Origin of the sequence: Mesorhizobium sp. M0659, assembly GCF_040320605.1 — a bacterium.
GTDB lineage: Bacteria > Pseudomonadota > Alphaproteobacteria > Rhizobiales > Rhizobiaceae > Mesorhizobium.
The window spans coordinates 14,574-30,375 of record NZ_JAMYPY010000003.1 but is presented as its reverse complement, the minus strand read 5'-3'; the positions used below and the strand labels follow the sequence as shown (position 1 = coordinate 30,375).

Annotated in this window: 18 protein-coding genes; 8 read left to right on the top strand and 10 right to left on the bottom strand. The window is 65.0% G+C overall.

From position 1 onward, the window contains the following. Positions 1 to 32: 32 nt before the first annotated feature. From NKI31_RS05615 to NKI31_RS05605, 3 genes are all read right to left on the bottom strand, one after another. Positions 33 to 1,493 (bottom strand): amidase, encoded by a 1,461-nt coding sequence (locus NKI31_RS05615; protein ID WP_352650773.1) that lies wholly within the window; start codon positions 1,491 to 1,493, stop codon positions 33 to 35. Next, positions 1,490 to 2,398, bottom strand: coding sequence for a ribokinase (locus tag NKI31_RS05610; protein WP_023726465.1), 909 nt, complete (start codon positions 2,396 to 2,398; stop codon positions 1,490 to 1,492). Before NKI31_RS05610 ends, NKI31_RS05615 begins: the two co-directional genes overlap by 4 nt. A gap of 141 nt (positions 2,399 to 2,539) precedes the next feature. Continuing rightward, positions 2,540 to 3,445, bottom strand: a complete 906-nt coding sequence (locus tag NKI31_RS05605) for a methylated-DNA--[protein]-cysteine S-methyltransferase (RefSeq protein ID WP_352650771.1) — start codon at positions 3,443 to 3,445, stop codon at positions 2,540 to 2,542. A 115-nt stretch (positions 3,446 to 3,560) separates the two neighbouring features. Here NKI31_RS05605 and NKI31_RS05600 point away from each other — a divergent pair, with 115 nt between their 5' ends. Continuing rightward, positions 3,561 to 4,376, top strand: coding sequence for a class I SAM-dependent methyltransferase (locus NKI31_RS05600; RefSeq protein WP_352510283.1), 816 nt, complete (start codon positions 3,561 to 3,563; stop codon positions 4,374 to 4,376). Between the two features lie 10 nt (positions 4,377 to 4,386). Here NKI31_RS05600 and NKI31_RS05595 read toward each other — a convergent pair whose 3' ends face one another. Beyond that, positions 4,387 to 4,881, bottom strand: coding sequence for a DUF2244 domain-containing protein (locus NKI31_RS05595; protein ID WP_352650769.1), 495 nt, complete (start codon positions 4,879 to 4,881; stop codon positions 4,387 to 4,389). A gap of 22 nt (positions 4,882 to 4,903) precedes the next feature. Between NKI31_RS05595 and nth the strand changes: the two genes are divergently transcribed. Next, the gene (gene nth, locus NKI31_RS05590) at positions 4,904 to 5,737 is read left to right on the top strand and encodes an endonuclease III (protein ID WP_023683078.1); all 834 of its coding nucleotides are present in this window, start codon (positions 4,904 to 4,906) and stop codon (positions 5,735 to 5,737) included. On the opposite strand, the gene NKI31_RS05585 is transcribed toward nth, so the two are convergent. The 4 genes from NKI31_RS05585 to NKI31_RS05570 all read right to left on the bottom strand — a co-directional run bounded on the left by NKI31_RS05585 (position 5,697) and on the right by NKI31_RS05570 (position 9,398). Beyond that, positions 5,697 to 7,205, bottom strand: coding sequence for a tripartite tricarboxylate transporter permease (locus NKI31_RS05585; RefSeq protein WP_023683079.1), 1,509 nt, complete (start codon positions 7,203 to 7,205; stop codon positions 5,697 to 5,699). The two genes, nth and NKI31_RS05585, sit on opposite strands and share 41 nt — an antisense overlap. 9 nt (positions 7,206 to 7,214) lie before the next feature. Beyond that, positions 7,215 to 7,688 (bottom strand): tripartite tricarboxylate transporter TctB family protein, encoded by a 474-nt coding sequence (locus tag NKI31_RS05580; protein ID WP_352650766.1) that lies wholly within the window; start codon positions 7,686 to 7,688, stop codon positions 7,215 to 7,217. Positions 7,689 to 7,786: 98 nt separating this feature from the next. Beyond that, a complete protein-coding gene (locus tag NKI31_RS05575; RefSeq protein WP_023683081.1) occupies positions 7,787 to 8,764 on the bottom strand; it encodes a tripartite tricarboxylate transporter substrate-binding protein in 978 nt (325 codons plus the stop codon). Positions 8,765 to 8,942: 178 nt separating this feature from the next. Next, positions 8,943 to 9,398: a DUF2214 family protein gene (locus NKI31_RS05570; RefSeq protein ID WP_023735112.1), complete on the bottom strand. Its 456-nt coding sequence runs from the start codon at positions 9,396 to 9,398 to the stop codon at positions 8,943 to 8,945. A gap of 141 nt (positions 9,399 to 9,539) precedes the next feature. On the opposite strand from NKI31_RS05570, the gene NKI31_RS05565 reads away from it, so the two are divergent. Then, the gene (locus NKI31_RS05565) at positions 9,540 to 9,770 is read left to right on the top strand and encodes a YdeI/OmpD-associated family protein (RefSeq protein WP_023683083.1); all 231 of its coding nucleotides are present in this window, start codon (positions 9,540 to 9,542) and stop codon (positions 9,768 to 9,770) included. Between the two features lie 142 nt (positions 9,771 to 9,912). Continuing rightward, on the top strand, positions 9,913 to 10,452 hold the full coding sequence (locus tag NKI31_RS05560; protein ID WP_023686555.1) for a GNAT family N-acetyltransferase: 540 nt from the start codon (positions 9,913 to 9,915) through the stop codon (positions 10,450 to 10,452). Between the two features lie 81 nt (positions 10,453 to 10,533). On the opposite strand, the gene NKI31_RS05555 is transcribed toward NKI31_RS05560, so the two are convergent. Then, positions 10,534 to 11,061 (bottom strand): hypothetical protein, encoded by a 528-nt coding sequence (locus NKI31_RS05555; RefSeq protein WP_352650764.1) that lies wholly within the window; start codon positions 11,059 to 11,061, stop codon positions 10,534 to 10,536. 112 nt (positions 11,062 to 11,173) lie between these two features. Between NKI31_RS05555 and NKI31_RS05550 the strand changes: the two genes are divergently transcribed. Next, complete coding sequence (locus tag NKI31_RS05550) at positions 11,174 to 11,665, top strand: OmpA family protein (protein ID WP_352650762.1); 492 nt, start codon at positions 11,174 to 11,176, stop codon at positions 11,663 to 11,665. Here the strand turns inward: NKI31_RS05550 and NKI31_RS05545 are convergent. Beyond that, positions 11,652 to 12,425 (bottom strand): IclR family transcriptional regulator, encoded by a 774-nt coding sequence (locus NKI31_RS05545; protein WP_023686553.1) that lies wholly within the window; start codon positions 12,423 to 12,425, stop codon positions 11,652 to 11,654. The two genes, NKI31_RS05550 and NKI31_RS05545, sit on opposite strands and share 14 nt — an antisense overlap. A gap of 206 nt (positions 12,426 to 12,631) precedes the next feature. Here NKI31_RS05545 and NKI31_RS05540 point away from each other — a divergent pair, with 206 nt between their 5' ends. The 3 genes from NKI31_RS05540 to NKI31_RS05530 all read left to right on the top strand — a co-directional run bounded on the left by NKI31_RS05540 (position 12,632) and on the right by NKI31_RS05530 (position 15,799). Next, positions 12,632 to 13,609 (top strand): Bug family tripartite tricarboxylate transporter substrate binding protein, encoded by a 978-nt coding sequence (locus NKI31_RS05540; protein WP_023686552.1) that lies wholly within the window; start codon positions 12,632 to 12,634, stop codon positions 13,607 to 13,609. Between the two features lie 125 nt (positions 13,610 to 13,734). Then, positions 13,735 to 14,271, top strand: a complete 537-nt coding sequence (locus NKI31_RS05535) for a tripartite tricarboxylate transporter TctB family protein (protein WP_023700086.1) — start codon at positions 13,735 to 13,737, stop codon at positions 14,269 to 14,271. 4 nt (positions 14,272 to 14,275) lie between these two features. Next, positions 14,276 to 15,799, top strand: a complete 1,524-nt coding sequence (locus NKI31_RS05530; RefSeq protein WP_023686551.1) for a tripartite tricarboxylate transporter permease — start codon at positions 14,276 to 14,278, stop codon at positions 15,797 to 15,799. Positions 15,800 to 15,802: the final 3 nt, after the last annotated feature.

The following is a 15,802-nucleotide window of genomic DNA, read 5'->3' as shown; positions in this document are numbered from 1 at the left end:
CAAGCCGGTCGCAGACCGTGCCGCCCCTCGCGTCAGGACGCCCCCACCTGCCAAGGCAGGGTCGCCTCATAGGCCGCTCCGGCCCTGAGCACGGCGAGGTCGCCGCGCGGCCGGCCGATCAGCTGCATGCCCAAGGGGCGGCCTTTGTCGTCGAAGCCGACGGGCACGTTGAGCGCCGGACAGCCGCCGAGCGTGGCGAAGGCCGAAACCTGCATCCAGCGATGGTAGCTGTCCATCGTCCGTCCGGCGACCTCACTTGGCCAATGCGTGCCGACTTCGAAAGGAAAGACCTGCGCCGTCGGCAGCGCGATGAGATCGAAGTGCTCGAACAGCGACAGCAGCGTCCGGTGCCAGGAGGTGCGGATGACCGAGGCCGCGCGGATCTGCGGCGCCGTCAGCCGCATGGCGTTCTCCACCTCCCAGACGGCTTCCGGCTTCAGCAGGGCGCGCTTGTGCGGGTCGTCATAATGGACTTTCAGCGCCGAGCCGCTGCTCGCCTGCCGCAGCGTCACGAAGGCTTGCCACAGTGCCTCGAAATCGAAATCCGGCAGCAAGGGCTCGGTCAGGAAGGATGCCTCCGCGAAGCGGCCGAGTGCGGCCTCGCACAGATCGAGGATGCCAGGCTCTACCGGCAGGTGACCGCCGAGATCACCGAGCCAGCCGACGCGGCCGCCGCTTGCCGGCGTTGCCAGCCCTTCGAGGAATGAACCAGGCTTTTCCCAGGACAAGGGCGCATGCGGATGGTAGCCCGCCTGCACGTCGAGCAGCAGCGCCATGTCGCTGATGCTGCGGCCCATCGGCCCGTCTATGCCCATCTGAGCATGAAAGACTTCCAGGTCCGGCCCTCCGGGGACAAGGCCCTGCGACGGGCGCAGGCCATAGACATTGTTCCACGCCGCCGGATTGCGCAGCGAGCCGCCGAAATCGCTGCCGTCGGCGACCGGGACCATGTCGAGCGCAAGGGCGACCGCAGCGCCGCCGCTCGACCCGCCTGCGGTGAGCGCCGGATCGAAGGCGTTCAGCGTCGGGCCGAACACGTTGTTATAGGTGTTGGATCCCAGCCCGAATTCGGGAACATTGGTCTTGCCGATGATGATGGCGCCGGCCTTGCGGATGCGCTCGACGAAGAAATCATCCTCCTGCGGCACGAAATCGGCGAAGATCGGCGAGCCGAAACTGGTCCTCAAGCCTCGCGTCATGGCGAGGTCCTTTATCGCCACCGGCAGGCCAAACAGCGAGCCGGCCGGCCCGCCTTGCGCCAGATCGGCGTCCGCCGCGTCGGCCTCGCGCAAGATGTCGGAGCGCTCGCGCAACGAGACGATGGCGTTGACCAGCGGGTTTACCGCGTCGATGCGGTCGAGGAATGCCGCCACCACCTCGCGCACGGACAGGCGGCGCAGCCGGATCGCCTCGGCCAGGTCGACAGCGGACATCCGGCAGATGTCGCCGGCGGGGGGCACGGCGTGCTTCGTTGCGGGGCGCAGGGCTGTCATCCGGCGTTGTTGCGCAGGGCGGTGTCGACATCCGCCGCCAGCGGGATGGCCGGCTGGGCGCCGGGCTTCAGGCAGGCGAGCGAGCCGGCGGCTGCGGCGCGGGTGAGAGCCTGCTCCAGCGGCAGGTTGGACGCCAGCCCGGCAGCGAGATAACCGCAAAAAGTATCGCCGGCTCCGACCGTGTCGACCGGCGTGATTTTCAGCGCCGGCACGGTCAGGAAATCCTCCGGGGTCGCCGCCAGCACGCCGTCGCCGCCGAGCGTGACGACGATGGTGCGGCCGGTCTTGCCGGCGAAGTCGCGCATGCGCGCCGGGCGGTCGCGGCCTTTCAGCGACAGCGCCTCGCCGTAAAGGTCGAATTCGGTTTCGTTGGCGACGGCGTAGTCGGCCTTGCCGAGCAACGCTGCCGCCTCGCTACGGAACGGCGCGGTGTTGAGCACGGTGACGGCGCCGGCGGCGCGTGCGGCGTCAAGCGCTGCATCGACGGTCTGCAGCGGGATCTCGTGCTGCAGCAGGACGACGTCGCCCTTCGCAAGGAAAGCCTTGGCGAGATCGCCGGGCAGCACCGAATCATTGGCGCCCGGCACGACGGCGATGACATTCTCGCCATCGGCGCCGACGAGGATCAGCGCCGTGCCGGTGGAGGCGAAGCTCTGGCCGACGCCGGAGAGATCGACCTTGCCGGCCACGAGCAAAGCGAGGGCTTCGGTTGCGAAATTGTCCTTGCCGACGGCGCCGACCATGCGCACCTTGGCGCCGGCGCGCGCCGCAGCCAGCGCCTGGTTGGCGCCCTTGCCGCCGGGCGCGGTGGCGAAGCCGGAGCCGCGGACCGTCTCGCCCGGCGAAGGCAGGCGGTCGACATTGGCGATAAGGTCGAGGTTGATCGAGCCGACAACGATGATCAAGAAAGCCTCCTGCGGAATGCGCGGGAAGCTAACCTGTAAGCCGGCGGCTTGCCAGAGCGTGCGGATGTTTTGCGCCGGGAGCTCGCAAAAAGAACAACACCGGCGAAGGGATTTCGCCGGTGTTGTTTGATGCGGGCAGCTTCAGGACGCGGTCTGGCCCGCTTCCCAACCGAGGATGGCGCGTTTGCGGGTCAGGCCCCAGTGGTAGCCGGTGAGTGCGCCGGACTTGCCCAGCGCCCGATGGCAAGGGACGACGAAGGACAATGGGTTGGCGCCGACCGCCGCCCCCACCGCCCGGCTGGCGTTTGCCGCGCCGATCCTGGAGGCGATCGAGGAATAAGTGCAGGCCTTGCCCATCGGGATCCTGAGCAGCGCGTCCCAGACGCGCAGCTGGAAGTCGGAGCCGATCATCACCACGCGCAGCGGCTGGTCGGCGCGCCACAATGTCGGATCGAAGATGCGCGCCGCATAGGGCTGGGTGGCGCTCATGTCCTCGACATAGGTGGCGTTCGGCCAGCGGCCCGACATGTCGGCGAAAGCCGCCCGCTCGCCGCCCGGATCGTTGAAGGCGAGCCCCGCAAGGCCACGGTCGGTGACCATGATCAGGGCGATGCCGAAGGGCGAGATGTGGTAGCCGTAGCGGATGGTCAGGCCAGCGCCGCGCGTCTTGTAGTCGCCCGGCGACATCGCTTCATGGGTGACGAACAAATCGTGCAGCCGGCCGGGGCCGGACATGCCGAGTTCGAACGATGTTTCGAGGAGCGGCATGCCGGAATCGAGCAGTTTGCGGGCATGGTCGAGGGTGACCGCCTGCAGGAAGGCTTTTGGCGATAGGCCGGCCCAGCGGGTGAACAGCTTTTGCAGGCCCGTGGGTGTCTCGCCGACATCAGCGGCCAAGGCTTCCAGCGAGGGCTGGTCGCGATAGTCGAGGCTGATCTTCTCGATGGCGCGGCGCACGACCTCGTAGTCGCTGCCCTTGGGGGTGATGTCGTGCTGCAGGATCGCTGTCGGTTTCATCTGCGTATTCGTGGTCATCTGGGCGTTCATGGCAATATCTCCTTGACCGCGAATATCGGTCTTTCCGCCCCTTGCAACCACCCGAAACTTGCCTTGTTGCCGCCTGTTCCCAGATAAATACCGGATTGCGCCCCGGGAGATGCCAATGGCCGGCGAAAGGGTGAATCTGAGCGGAGCAAGGGAGACCTTGCTGATGACGCTTTATGGCAAGGCACTGGAAAGCCGGCTGCCGCATTCGCTGCTCGGGGATCGCTTCGCCGACGAGGCCGTGCGCAAGATCGACTATGATTTCTCGCGCCTCAAGGTCGACACCAATCTCGGCATCGGCCTGGCGATCCGGGCCAAGACGTATGATGTCCGCGTTCAGGACTTCATCGCCAGAAATCCCGGCGCCATCGTGCTGCATCTCGGCTGCGGGCTCGATACGCGCATTTTCCGTGTCGATCCACCCGAAGGCGTGGAGTGGTTCGATGTCGATTTTCCGGATGTCATCGCGCTCCGGCGCAAGCTTTACCCGTCCCGGGACCACTACCACCTCGTCGGCTCTTCGGTAACCGACCCAGACTGGCTGGCAGAAGTGCCGCGCAATCGTCCGGCCGTCGTGGTGATGGAGGGGTTGACGCCTTATCTCCCGGTAGAGGAGGGGCCACGGCTGCTGTCACGCCTTGTCGCGCATCTTGCCGGCGGCGAGCTGATGTTCGACGCCTACAGCCACTTCGGCCTGAAGATGCTGCGCCTCAATCCGACCATCAGGGCGACGGGCGCCGAGGTTCACTGGGCGATCGACGACCTACAGGAACTGGAGCGTGCCGTTCCGAAGCTGCGCTTTGTCGACGATATCTCGGCCTACAGCGCGGAACGCACAGCGCACATGAGCTGGTCCGCAAAACTGTTCATCGGGCTCTGGAGACACATTCCCGCATTGCGCAAGGTCGGCAGGATTTTACGCTACCGGTTCTGACGCGCCGGCTCTAATGCGTCCTGGCTTTTGTCAGAGCACGTGAAAATGCAGTGGCAAAACTCTCGCGGGAGTCAGGGTCTAGGAATGACCCGATCGGCACATTCTGTCCTTGTGCTTCCACCGTCATCCTGGTGATGCCGATCTCGGCATGGCGAGCGACGGAAAAGCGCGCCCAGAACGGGTTGAAGCTATGCGCTTCCGACCGGCCCGAGGGCGCCGTCTTGCGGATGTCGAGGCTGGTGCGCGACACCGACACTTCCTCGCGGGCACGGGCGGCACGATAGTTGGCGCGGAAGGCGATGTAGACGGCGATGACGTCGAGGCCGAAGAAGCCGAACACCGGCCAAGCGCCGCGCGACAGGAAAAACGCCCCGGTCACCACCCAGCCGAACAGCAGCGCGCCCATCAGCACGGCAAAGCCGGTGCGGCCCAGCGAGCGGTGCGGTGTCAGCAGCGCCTGGAAGAATGGCTCGTCGGCCTGAAACGAGGCGTTTGTGTCGCTCATCCCAGGATATTATAGGAGGGAAATGGCCAGCCCCAAGTCCAAAAATCTTTCCCTATCCAAAAGTGAACTGCCGCCCGGGCGGCGCGACGGCTCGAATGCCAAGCCGCGACCGCGGCCGGCGCGGCTCCGTTCGCTCTACAGCGCCGCCGAGGTGCATGAGATCTTCCGGCGGTTTTCGGTGCAGCGGCCCGAGCCGAAGGGCGAGCTCGAGCACGTCAACGCCTTCACGCTGCTGGTGGCCGTGGTGCTGTCGGCGCAGGCGACCGATGCCGGCGTCAACAAGGCGACGCGGGCGTTGTTCAAGGTCGCCGACACACCTGAAAAGATGCTGGCGCTGGGCGGAGCCAGGGTCGGCGAGTACATCCGCACCATCGGACTCTGGCGCAACAAGGCCAAGAATGTCGTGGCGCTCTCGGAGGCGCTGATACGCGATTACGGCGGCGAGGTGCCCAGCGAGCGCGATGAGTTGGTCAAGCTGCCGGGGGTCGGGCGCAAGACCGCCAATGTCGTGCTCAACATGGCGTTCGGCCAGCACACGATGGCGGTCGACACCCATATTTTCCGCATCGGCAACCGCCTCGGCCTGGCGCCAGGCAAGACGCCGGAGCAGGTCGAGCAAGGGCTGCTGCGGATCATTCCGGACGAGTATATGCGCCATGCGCATCACTGGCTGATCCTGCATGGCCGCTATGTCTGCAAGGCGCGCAAACCCGATTGCCCGGCCTGCGTCATCGCCGATCTCTGCAAGGCCGAAGTGAAGACGACCGATGTGCCGGCGCCGCTGGTGGAAATCGCGGCGCCCGGCGTCCCGACAACTAGCTTTCCTCCACGAACACCTCTTCGCGCTTCTTCTTGACCGACGGCAGGAAGACGACGACGAGCACGGCCAGTGCGACGAGCAGCAGGCCGGCGCTGATCGGCCGCGTCACGAAGGTCGAGGGGTCGCCGCGCGACAGGATCATGGCGCGGCGCAGGTTTTCCTCGAGCAGCGGGCCGAGCACGAAGCCGAGCAGCAGGGGTGCGGGTTCGCAACGCAGCTTGGTCAGGATGTAGCCGAGCAGGCCGAAGAATGCGACCGCGTAGAGATCGAAGGCGTTGGTGTTGACGCTGTAAACGCCGATCGAGCAGAACGCCATGATGATCGGGAAGAGCACATAATAGGGGATCGTCAGCAGCTTCACCCATAGCCCGATCAGCGGCAGGTTCAGCACGATCAGCATCAGATTGCCGATCCACATCGAGGCGATGATGCCCCAGAACAGCGCCGGCTGCTCGATCGCGACATTGGGGCCGGGCACGATGCCCTGGATTATCATGGCGCCGATCATCAGCGCCATGACCGGATTGGCCGGAATGCCCAGCGTCAGCATCGGAATGAAGGAGGTCTGGGCGCCGGCATTGTTGGCCGATTCCGGTCCGGCGACGCCGGCGATGGCGCCCTTGCCGAACTCCTCCGGGTGTTTCGACACGCGCTTTTCGACCGTGTAGGAGGCAAAGGCGGCAAGCACCGCGCCGCCGCCGGGCAGGATGCCGAGCGCCGAACCGATGATCGTGCCGCGCACGATGGGTGCTGCCATCGCCTTGAAGTCGTCGCGGGTCGGCATCAGGCCGGAGACTTTTTTGATCATCACCGAGCGCTCGTGCTCGTTTTCGAGATTGCGCAGGATCTCGGCGACGCCGAAGACGCCGACCGCCACCGCCACGAAGTTCAGCCCGTCGGCATATTCGCGGATGCCGAGCGTGAAGCGCGGCGTGCCGGTGTAGATGTCGGTGCCGACAATGCCGAGCAGCAGGCCGAGCACGACCATCGCCAGCGCCTTGACGATCGAGCCATGGGCGAGAGCGATGGACGAGACGAGGCCGACGATCATCAGCGAAAAATATTCGGCCGCGCCGAATTGCAGGGCTATTGCCGTCAGCGGCGGGGCAAAGACGGCGACCAGGAAGGTCGACACCGTGCCGGCGAAGAACGAGCCGATCGCGGCGATCGCCAGAGCCGCCCCGGCGCGACCGTTCCTGGCCATCTGGTAGCCGTCGATGGCGGTCACGGCCGAGGAGGATTCGCCGGGCATGTTGATGAGAATGGCGGTGGTCGAACCGCCATACTGGGCGCCGTAGTAGATGCCGGCCAGCATGATGAGGGACGAGACCGGGTCGCCGATCTGGAAGGTGATCGGCAGCAGCATGGCGATGGTTGCGGTGGCGCCGATGCCGGGCAGGACGCCGATCAGCGTGCCGAGCAGAACGCCGATGAGGCAAAAACCCAGATTGGCCGGCGTGGTGGCCGTCGAAAAGCCGAGTTCGAGGTTCCTGAGGAGGTCCATCTCAGCGCCTCACAATGGCAGCCATTGGGGCAACCAGGGGCCGAAGCGCTGGAATGGCAGCCCGAGCGCGTAGCTGAAGACCAGCACCGAAAACAGCGTCAGGCCGGCCGACAGCAGAAGTGCCGTCAGCGGCTTCATGCGGGCGCTGGCAAAAGAGGCGATCAGCGCCGTCAGGAAGATCGACGGGACGAAGCCGAGGCCGCGCACGGTCATGCCGAAAAAGATCGGCGCCGGCAGGATGAACAGCATGCCGCGCCACGCAATGGGGCCGATCGGCTCGCCCTCGACGCGCACCGCCTGGACGAGGATGATGGCGCCGAGCACGATCAGCACGATCGCCAGCACCAGCGGGAAATAGCCCGGTCCCATGCGGAAGGCGGTGCCGATTTCGAGGCCGAGCGATTGTATCGCGAAAAAGGCGCCGAAAAAGATGAACAGCGCGGCGCACAGGCCGTTTGCCCTGTCGATGGCGAAAGGTTTCATGGCGGTCCTCCCCAGACCCTTGCAACGGGCTTGCCGTTGCAAATGTGAAAACGGACGTCGAAGCGAAAACGGGGCGCCGGCAGCGCCCCGTTCAAGCCTCAGTCGGCGTATTGGCCGGCGGCTTCGATGATCGGCTTCCAGCGCATGATCTCGCCTTCCAGCTTGGCCTTCAGCGCTGCCGGCGTCGCGTCGGCCTCGGACGACGGCTTGGTGCCGAGTTCGGCGAAGCGGGCGATGACGTTGGGGTCCTTCAGCGCGACCTGGAGCGATTTCGACAGTCGGCCGGTGATCTCGGCCGGCGTGCCCTTCGGCGCATAGAGGCCGTGCCAGATGCCGACCTGCACCGCGGGCAGGCCGGCTTCGATGGTCGTCGGCACGTCCTTCAGCACGTCGAGGCGCTCCGGCGTGGTGACGGCATAGGCCTTGATCGTGCCGCCCTGGATCTGCTTGGTGGTGTTGGTGGTCTGGTCGCACATAATGTCGACCTGGCCGCCGAGAAGGTCGGTCATGGCCGGACCGGTGCCCTTGTAGGGCACGGTGACCAGCGGCGTGCCGATGGCGCTCATGAACAGCATGCCGCACAGATGCGAGGCAGCGCCGATGCCGGCATTGGCGACGGTGATGGTGTCCTTGTTGGTCTTGGCGTATTCGACCAGCCCTTTCAGGTCGGCCGGCTCCAGGTCCTTGCGGGCGACGATGGCCATCGGCACCTCGGTGACGAGGCCGACATACTCGAAGGCGTTCAGCGTGTCGTAGGCGAGTTTTCTGTAGAGGGTCGCGCTGGTCGCCATGCCGATGTGATGGAGGAGCAGCGTGTAGCCATCCGGGTCGGCGTTGGCGACGCGGCCGGCGCCCAGCGTGCCGCCGGCGCCGCCGACATTTTCGACGATGATCTGCTGGCCGAGATCCTTCGACATGGCTTCGGCGACGAGCCGCGTAACCGTGTCGGTCGGACCGCCGGCCGCAAACGGCACGACGACGGTGATGGTGCGCTCGGGATAGGTCTGTGCGCTGGCGGTGAACGAATAAAGCGTGACGGCCGCGGCGGCGGCCAGGGCGGCTACAATTTTCCTCATCGTAATTCTCCTCCCAGGATATCAATCTCCGATCGCTGTGCAGGTCAGGCAGCGAGGGTGCAACAAAGGCAAGCTAACAGATTGTCGCCTGACGCAAACTGCAAAATACAGTCGTGCGCAACCATGGCGATCAGTGGGGAGTATGCCCGGAGGAGATGGGTTTGGTGTTGGCGTTGCTTCAATAACCGTAGCCGCGCGCCATCGCCGCCGCGAAGATCGGGATCAGCAGGAAGATGAAGGCTTCGGCGCGCACATAGGTCTTCACCGAGGCGAGTTCCGCAACCGGCACCTGAAAGCCGGGATTTGCACTGGCTTGCCGGTTCCAGGAGATGAAGCGGATGGTCGGGATGATCGACAGCAGGCCAACGATGCCGAATGCCGCCATCTTGGCCCAGAACACCCAGTTGTAGACGTAGAATTCCCAGCCCTTCAGGCCGTAGATGACGCGGCAGATGCCGATGATGATGATCAGCATGGCGATGATGCCATAATGGCGGTCGATGCCGGCAAGCCGCTTGAGCGTGGCGGCGGAGAGGTCGCCGCGGATCAGGACAAATTCGGCGCCGATGATGCCGGCCAGCGACAACACCAGCAGATGATGGAAAATGGCAAGCACGAGATCGGTGGTGTCCATGGCGTTCTCCTCCCATTGGCGGTATCGAGACCGGCCCTTGCCGGACCGGTTGCGAAAGGTAGCATCGTTCGGCAGAATTCCCAGAGGCGGACCTGGGTTGGACCATCGGCGTCGCCATCCTGACAGCTGGGGTTTTCTGAAATGACCGGACTGAAGCGCGCCCTGAACCCGATGCCGGACGACATCCGCATCGCCCTGACCGAAAAAGGACTGACAGCGGCCTACGAGGCGCGGCCGGACTACCAGAAGAACGATTATCTCGGCTGGGTCGCCCGCGCCAAACGCAGCGACACCAGGCAGAAGCGGCTCGACCAGATGCTGGACGAATTGCGGCGCGGTGGGCTCTACATGAAGATGGTCTGGCACGGCTGAAAGTAAGCCGACGCTGTTCGCTTCGACCGCCTGGTCGCGCCGGGCCGTTCGGAAGCTTCCCTGGCTGAATGATGATCCGGCTTGGCCCTTGTCCGGGCGCGCTGGTTTGCTAAGCGCTGACCGTCAACGGAGGCAGAGTTTCATGGGCAGTCCAAAAACAGCCGGCGTCCCGGTTCTCGAAACGGAACGGACCATCATGCGGGCGCACCGGATCGAAGATTTCGACGACTATGCCGTCATGTGGGCCGACCCCGTCACCACCCGTTTCATAGGCGGCAAGCCGCGGACGCGGGAGGAAAGCTGGATGCGGTTCCTGCGGCATGCCGGCCTGTGGTCGCTGCTCGGCTACGGCTTCTGGGCGGTCGAGGACAAGGCCAGCGGTCGCTTCATCGGCGAAGCCGGATTCCACGACCTGAAGCGCGACATCGAGCCGTCGCTCGAGGGCATTCCGGAAGCCGGCTGGGCGCTGGCGCCGCAAGCGCATGGCAAGGGTCTTGCCAGCGAAGTCGTCAGAAGGGCCCTGGCCTGGGGCGACGAAACCTTTGCCGGCGCGAGAACCGTCTGCATCATCGATCCGGAAAACACCGGCTCGTTGAACGTTGCGGCAAAGTGCGGCTACACCAAGGTCCTGGAAACCACCTATCACGACGGGCTGACGATCCTGCTCGAACGGCGGGTGTGAAGCGCTTCATCGACGCAATTTCCACGTTCTGCCAGGGTTGGCTATTCTAATCTAGCTACGCAATTCCTGTGGGAAAACCGCTCACACTTTTCCTGGAATTGCTCTTTGGGGGAGCCGACCATGCGTGCGATCAATGCGATATTTCTGAAGCTTTTCTGGGCGGGGCTGCTGCTCCTGGCGGCCGTGCAACTGGCGGGCGCCGATGCGACGGTGCCGACCGCCGACATCGAGGGCGGTGCCGACAATCATCTGGCCAAGCGCTACGAGGGGTCGTTCATCGTCTCCTACGAAAAATTCGCCTATACCGATTTTACAGTGCCGCTGTCGCCGCTGAAGCCGAGCGCCGATCCGGATGCCCGTGACACGATGAACAACCGTGTGTTCGCGCCGGACAAGAAGGCTGAGGTCGAAGGCGCGCTGACCCGCATCGCCTATGTGCTGCCGGCCGAGCGCTCCCCGCTCGAAGTGCTGCGCAACTACCAGGATGTGATCGCGGCCGCCGGCGGCGAAGTCCTGTTCGAATGCAAGAAGGAAGAGTGCGGCGGCGCCGCCGACCGGTCGTCGAGCGGTGGCGGCGGCGACATGAGCCTGATGATGTATTTCTTCCATGAAAGCGACGTCAAGGATGCGGCCTTTTCCAATGGCGCCTGTGCGGTAACCACCGGTATCAACGACCAGCGCTTCTTCGCTGCCAAGGTGCCGCAGGATGGCGGCGACGCCTATGTCACTGTATTCGCTGATCGACGACCTCTACTGCAAGGAACTCAACGGCCGCACCATCGCCGTCGTTCAGGTGCTGGAGCCCAAGGCGCGCGACAAGAAGATGGTGGTGGTCGAAGCGGCCAAGATGGCGGATTCGCTGTCGGCCACCGGCTCCATCTCGCTCTACGGCATCTTCTTCGACACCGACAAGGCCGACATCAAGCCGGAATCGGAACCGACGCTGAAGGAGATCTCGACGCTTCTGACCAACGAGCCCGGTATGGCGGTGATCGTCGTCGGTCATACCGACAACCAGGGCGCCTTCGACTACAATATCGATCTGTCGTCGCGGCGGGCGCAGTCGGTGAAGGCGGCGCTGGTCTCGAAATACGGCATCGATGGCGGCCGGCTGACCGCCGCCGGCGCCGGCATGATGGCGCCCGTCGCCAGCAATGACGGCGAAACCGGCCGCGCCAAGAACCGCCGTGTGGTGCTGGTCAAGGCGAACTGAGGCCGATCACGGTTTCAGCGCCGGCTAGGCGCGCTGCCTGCTCCAGCATCGAGGCATCCTCGCCGAAGGCGCGGGTGGCGCGAGCGGCGGCCTCCAGCAGGTCCGGTGTCATGCGGCGCAGGAACGCCGTGTCGACGCGTGTCGACGGGCCGGCGAGCGTCAAGGCGCCGAGCAGAACGCGGCCCGGTCCGAACACCGGCACCGAGACGCCCGCCGTCTCAGGGTCGCGGTCGCCGATCGACAGATAGTGGCAGGCGTTGCGGATGGTCTCGTATGGTTCGCCCGGCTGGCCTGAAAACGCTGCCAGCACGCGGCCGCCAGAGCCGGTGAGCAACGGCAGCAGGTCGCCTTCCCGGATCGTGTAGCGGATAGGATGCTTGGATTCGACGCGGTAGAGACAGGTGCGGGCGTCGCCCGAGCGGACATAGAACGCCACGCTTTCCCAACTGCGTTCGGCAAGATCACGCATGATCGGCAGCAGGATGTCGACCGCCACGACCGAGCGCTGGTAAAGCGCGCCAAGCCGAAAGGTGGCGGGTCCGATGCGGTAGCGGCCATCGTCGAGCCGCTCCAGCAACTGCCCGCGCAGCAATGAGTTCGCCAGCCTCAAAATGGTGCTTTTGTAGAGCCCGGTGCGCGCCGCGATCTCGGCCAGGCTGAGCGAGCGGTCGGCGGTCGCGAACGCGTCGAGAATGGCGATCGCGCGGTCGAGCGCGGCAACACCATCGGCCGGCAACGGCTGGGATCGCGCTTCGGTCATCTCACGAACAGTTTCATTCCAGTTTACCTGCTCGGACAAAGGCCAGCCGAAGCGATTGTGCCGCACATCCATGGTTCTGTCTAGTAGAACAGCGTTCCTGTTGACAGAACATACCGAAATCGGCATGAATTTTTGCCGAGCGGGTCTGTTTTCAGGCTACGTTTCTGGCAGGCACCGGAGGAGGTGTCGTGATTTGGAGGAATCCCATGCTGAACAGACGCAGATTTTTGATGAGCACCGCGGCCGCAGGCGCTGCCGGATTCGTTGCAACGCATTTGACGCCCGCCCTCGCTCAGGATGCACCGCAGATCCAGATCTTCGTGCCGGCCGCGCCCGGCGGCGGCTGGGACCAGACGGGGCGCACCATCGACCAGGTGCTGCGCAGTGAAAAACTGATCTCCGGCTCGCAGATCACCAATGTCGGCGGCGCCGGCGGCACGGTCGGCCTGCCGCAGTTCATCAGCCAGTGGAAGGGCAAGGGCAATTCGCTGATGGTGGCCGGCATGGTCATGGTCGGCGCCATCATCGCCAACAAATCGGCCAACAACCTCTCCGAAGTGACGCCCATCGCTCGCCTCACCGGCGAGTTCGAGGCGCTGGTGGTGCCGGCGGATTCGCCGTTCAAGACGGCCGGCGATTTCGTCGCCGCGCTCAAAGCGGATCCGACCAAGGTTCCGGTGGCCGGCGGCTCGGCCGGTGGCTCCGACCACATCCTGTTCGGGCTGATCGCCAAGACGGTCGGCGTTCCGGCAACCAACCTCTCCTATGTGCCTTTCGCCGGCGGTGGCGAGGCGCTGTCGGCGCTGCTCGGCAACCAGGTGGCGGCCGGCATTTCCGGCTTCGGCGAGTTCTCCGAGCAGGTCAAGGCGGGCGCGCTTCGGCTGTTGGCGATCTCCGCCGACAAGCGCCAGGACGGCATCGACGCACCGACGATGAAGGAAGCCGGCATCGACGTCGAACTGTTCAACTGGCGCGGCGTATTCGCACCGCCAGGCGTCTCCGACGCCGACAAGGCGGCGATGGTCACGATGATCGAGACCATGGCCAAGAGCGATGCCTGGGCAGCCGAATGCAAGAACCGCAACTGGACCCCCATCCTTCTGACCGGCGACGATTATGCGAAATTCCTCGTCGACGACACCGCCCGCATCACCGCGATCCTCAAGGATCTCGGCCTCGCCTGATGTCTTCAGGGGCGGCCACGGCCGCCCCTTCCGACATTAGCCTGCGGCATGGACATATCATGCGCTGGGAGTGAAACTGCGGATGCGGCCGGCGGGAGGATGCCGGCCATCTCGGGAGGACATCGATGAGCACCAGCGACCAGCAGCCGGCGCCCCCGCGCCTTGCCATGCCCGAATTGTTGATCGGCATCGGGCTTCTCGCCTGTGCCGCGGCCGTGGCGTGGCAGACCCTGGCGATCCCGGTTTCGCCGCTCTATTCCAAGGTCGGGCCGACCGTCTTTCCCTACATCACCATGACCGGCATGATCGTGCTTTCGCTGCTGCTCATCGTCGCCGCGCTGCGCGGCGGCTGGCAGCCGCAGGAAGAAAAGGAGACGCCGACCGACTGGAAGGCGATGGGCATCGTCGTTGCCGGCCTGGTCGCCAATCTGGTGCTGATCCAGCCGCTCGGCTTCACCGCCGCCTCGGTCATCATGTTCGTGCTCGTCTGTTATGGCTTCGGCAGCAAGCACACGCTGCGCGATGCGCTGACCGGCCTGATCCTGGCGCTTGCCGCCTATTTCGGCTTTGCCAGGGCGCTCGGCGTCAACATTGGCGCCGGCTTCATCGAAAACCAGCTGAACACGGTGATCGACGCGATCATCGCCACTGTGAGGGGCTGACGCCATGGAGACGCTCGGCCATCTCGCCCACGGATTTTCCGTCGCTTTCTCGCCGATGAACCTGCTGTGGTGCCTGGTCGGCACCACGCTCGGCACCGCCATCGGCGTGCTGCCCGGTCTCGGGCCGGCGCTGACCATCGCGCTTCTGTTGCCGATCACCTACCAGGTGGCGCCGGAGGCTTCCTTCATCCTGTTCGCCGGCATCTATTACGGCGCCATGTATGGCGGCTCGACGACCTCGATCCTGCTCAACACGCCGGGCGAAAGCGCCACCATCGTCACCGCGCTGGAAGGCAACAGGATGGCCCGCTCGGGTCGCGGCGGCGCGGCACTGGCGACCTCGGCGATCGGCTCCTTCGTCGCCGGCACCATCGGCACGATGGGCGTCGCCTTCCTGGCGCCGGTGGTGGTGAAGTTCGCGCTCGCCTTTGGTCCGGCCGAATATTTCTCGCTGATGGTGCTCGCCTTCATCACGGTTTCGGCGGTGCTCGGCTCGTCCTCCGTGCGCGGCCTCACCAGCCTGTTCATCGGCTTCGTCATCGGCATGATCGGCGTCGACCTGCAGACGGGACAGCCGCGCTTCACCTTCGGCATGAACGAACTGCTCGATGGCGTCGATGTCATCATTGCCGCGGTCGGCCTGTTTGCCGTCGGCGAGACGCTCTACATGGCCTCGCGCCGCTATGCCGGCAAGGACGAGATCGTGCCGCTCAAAGGATCGCTCTACATGACAGCGGCCGAATGGGGACGATCGTGGAAGCCATGGCTGCGCGGCGCTTTTATCGGCTTCCCGATCGGCGCCATGCCTGCCGGCGGCGCCGAGATCCCGACCTTCCTGTCCTATGCCATCGAAAAGAAGCTGTCGAAGCACAAGGAGGAGTTCGGCACGGTCGGCGCCATCGAGGGCGTTGCCGGACCGGAAGCCGCCAACAATGCGTCTGCCGCCGGCGTGCTGGTGCCGATGCTCACCCTTGGCCTGCCGACCTCGGCGACCGCCGCAATCATGCTGTCGGCCTTCCAGAGCTACGGCATCAATCCGGGACCGCTGCTGTTGACGACGCAGGCCGATCTGGTCTGGGGCCTGATCGCCAGCCTGTTCATCGCCAACGTCATCCTGGTCGTCCTCAACCTGCCGCTGATCGGGCTGTGGGTACGGCTGTTGAAAATCCCGGCGCCGCAGCTCTATGCCGGCATCCTGGTGTTCGCCACCGTCGGCACCTACGGCATCTCGCAATCGCCGATCGACCTCGTCATCCTCTATCTCCTGGGGGCCGCCGGCTTCCTGATGCGGCGCTTCGATTTCCCGACAGCGCCGGTCATCATCGGCATGATCCTGGGGCCGCTCGCCGAAACGCAGTTCCGCCGGGCGATGACGATCTCGAACGGCGACTGGTCGGTGTTCTACACCCACAAGCTGTCGCTGGTGCTGCTGATCCTCGCCTTCATCGGCCTAGCCGGGCCGCATATCTGGGCCTTCATCGAGCACCGGCGCCGTCGCGGACCCGAGCATGTGCCGGGCGATGCCTGAGCA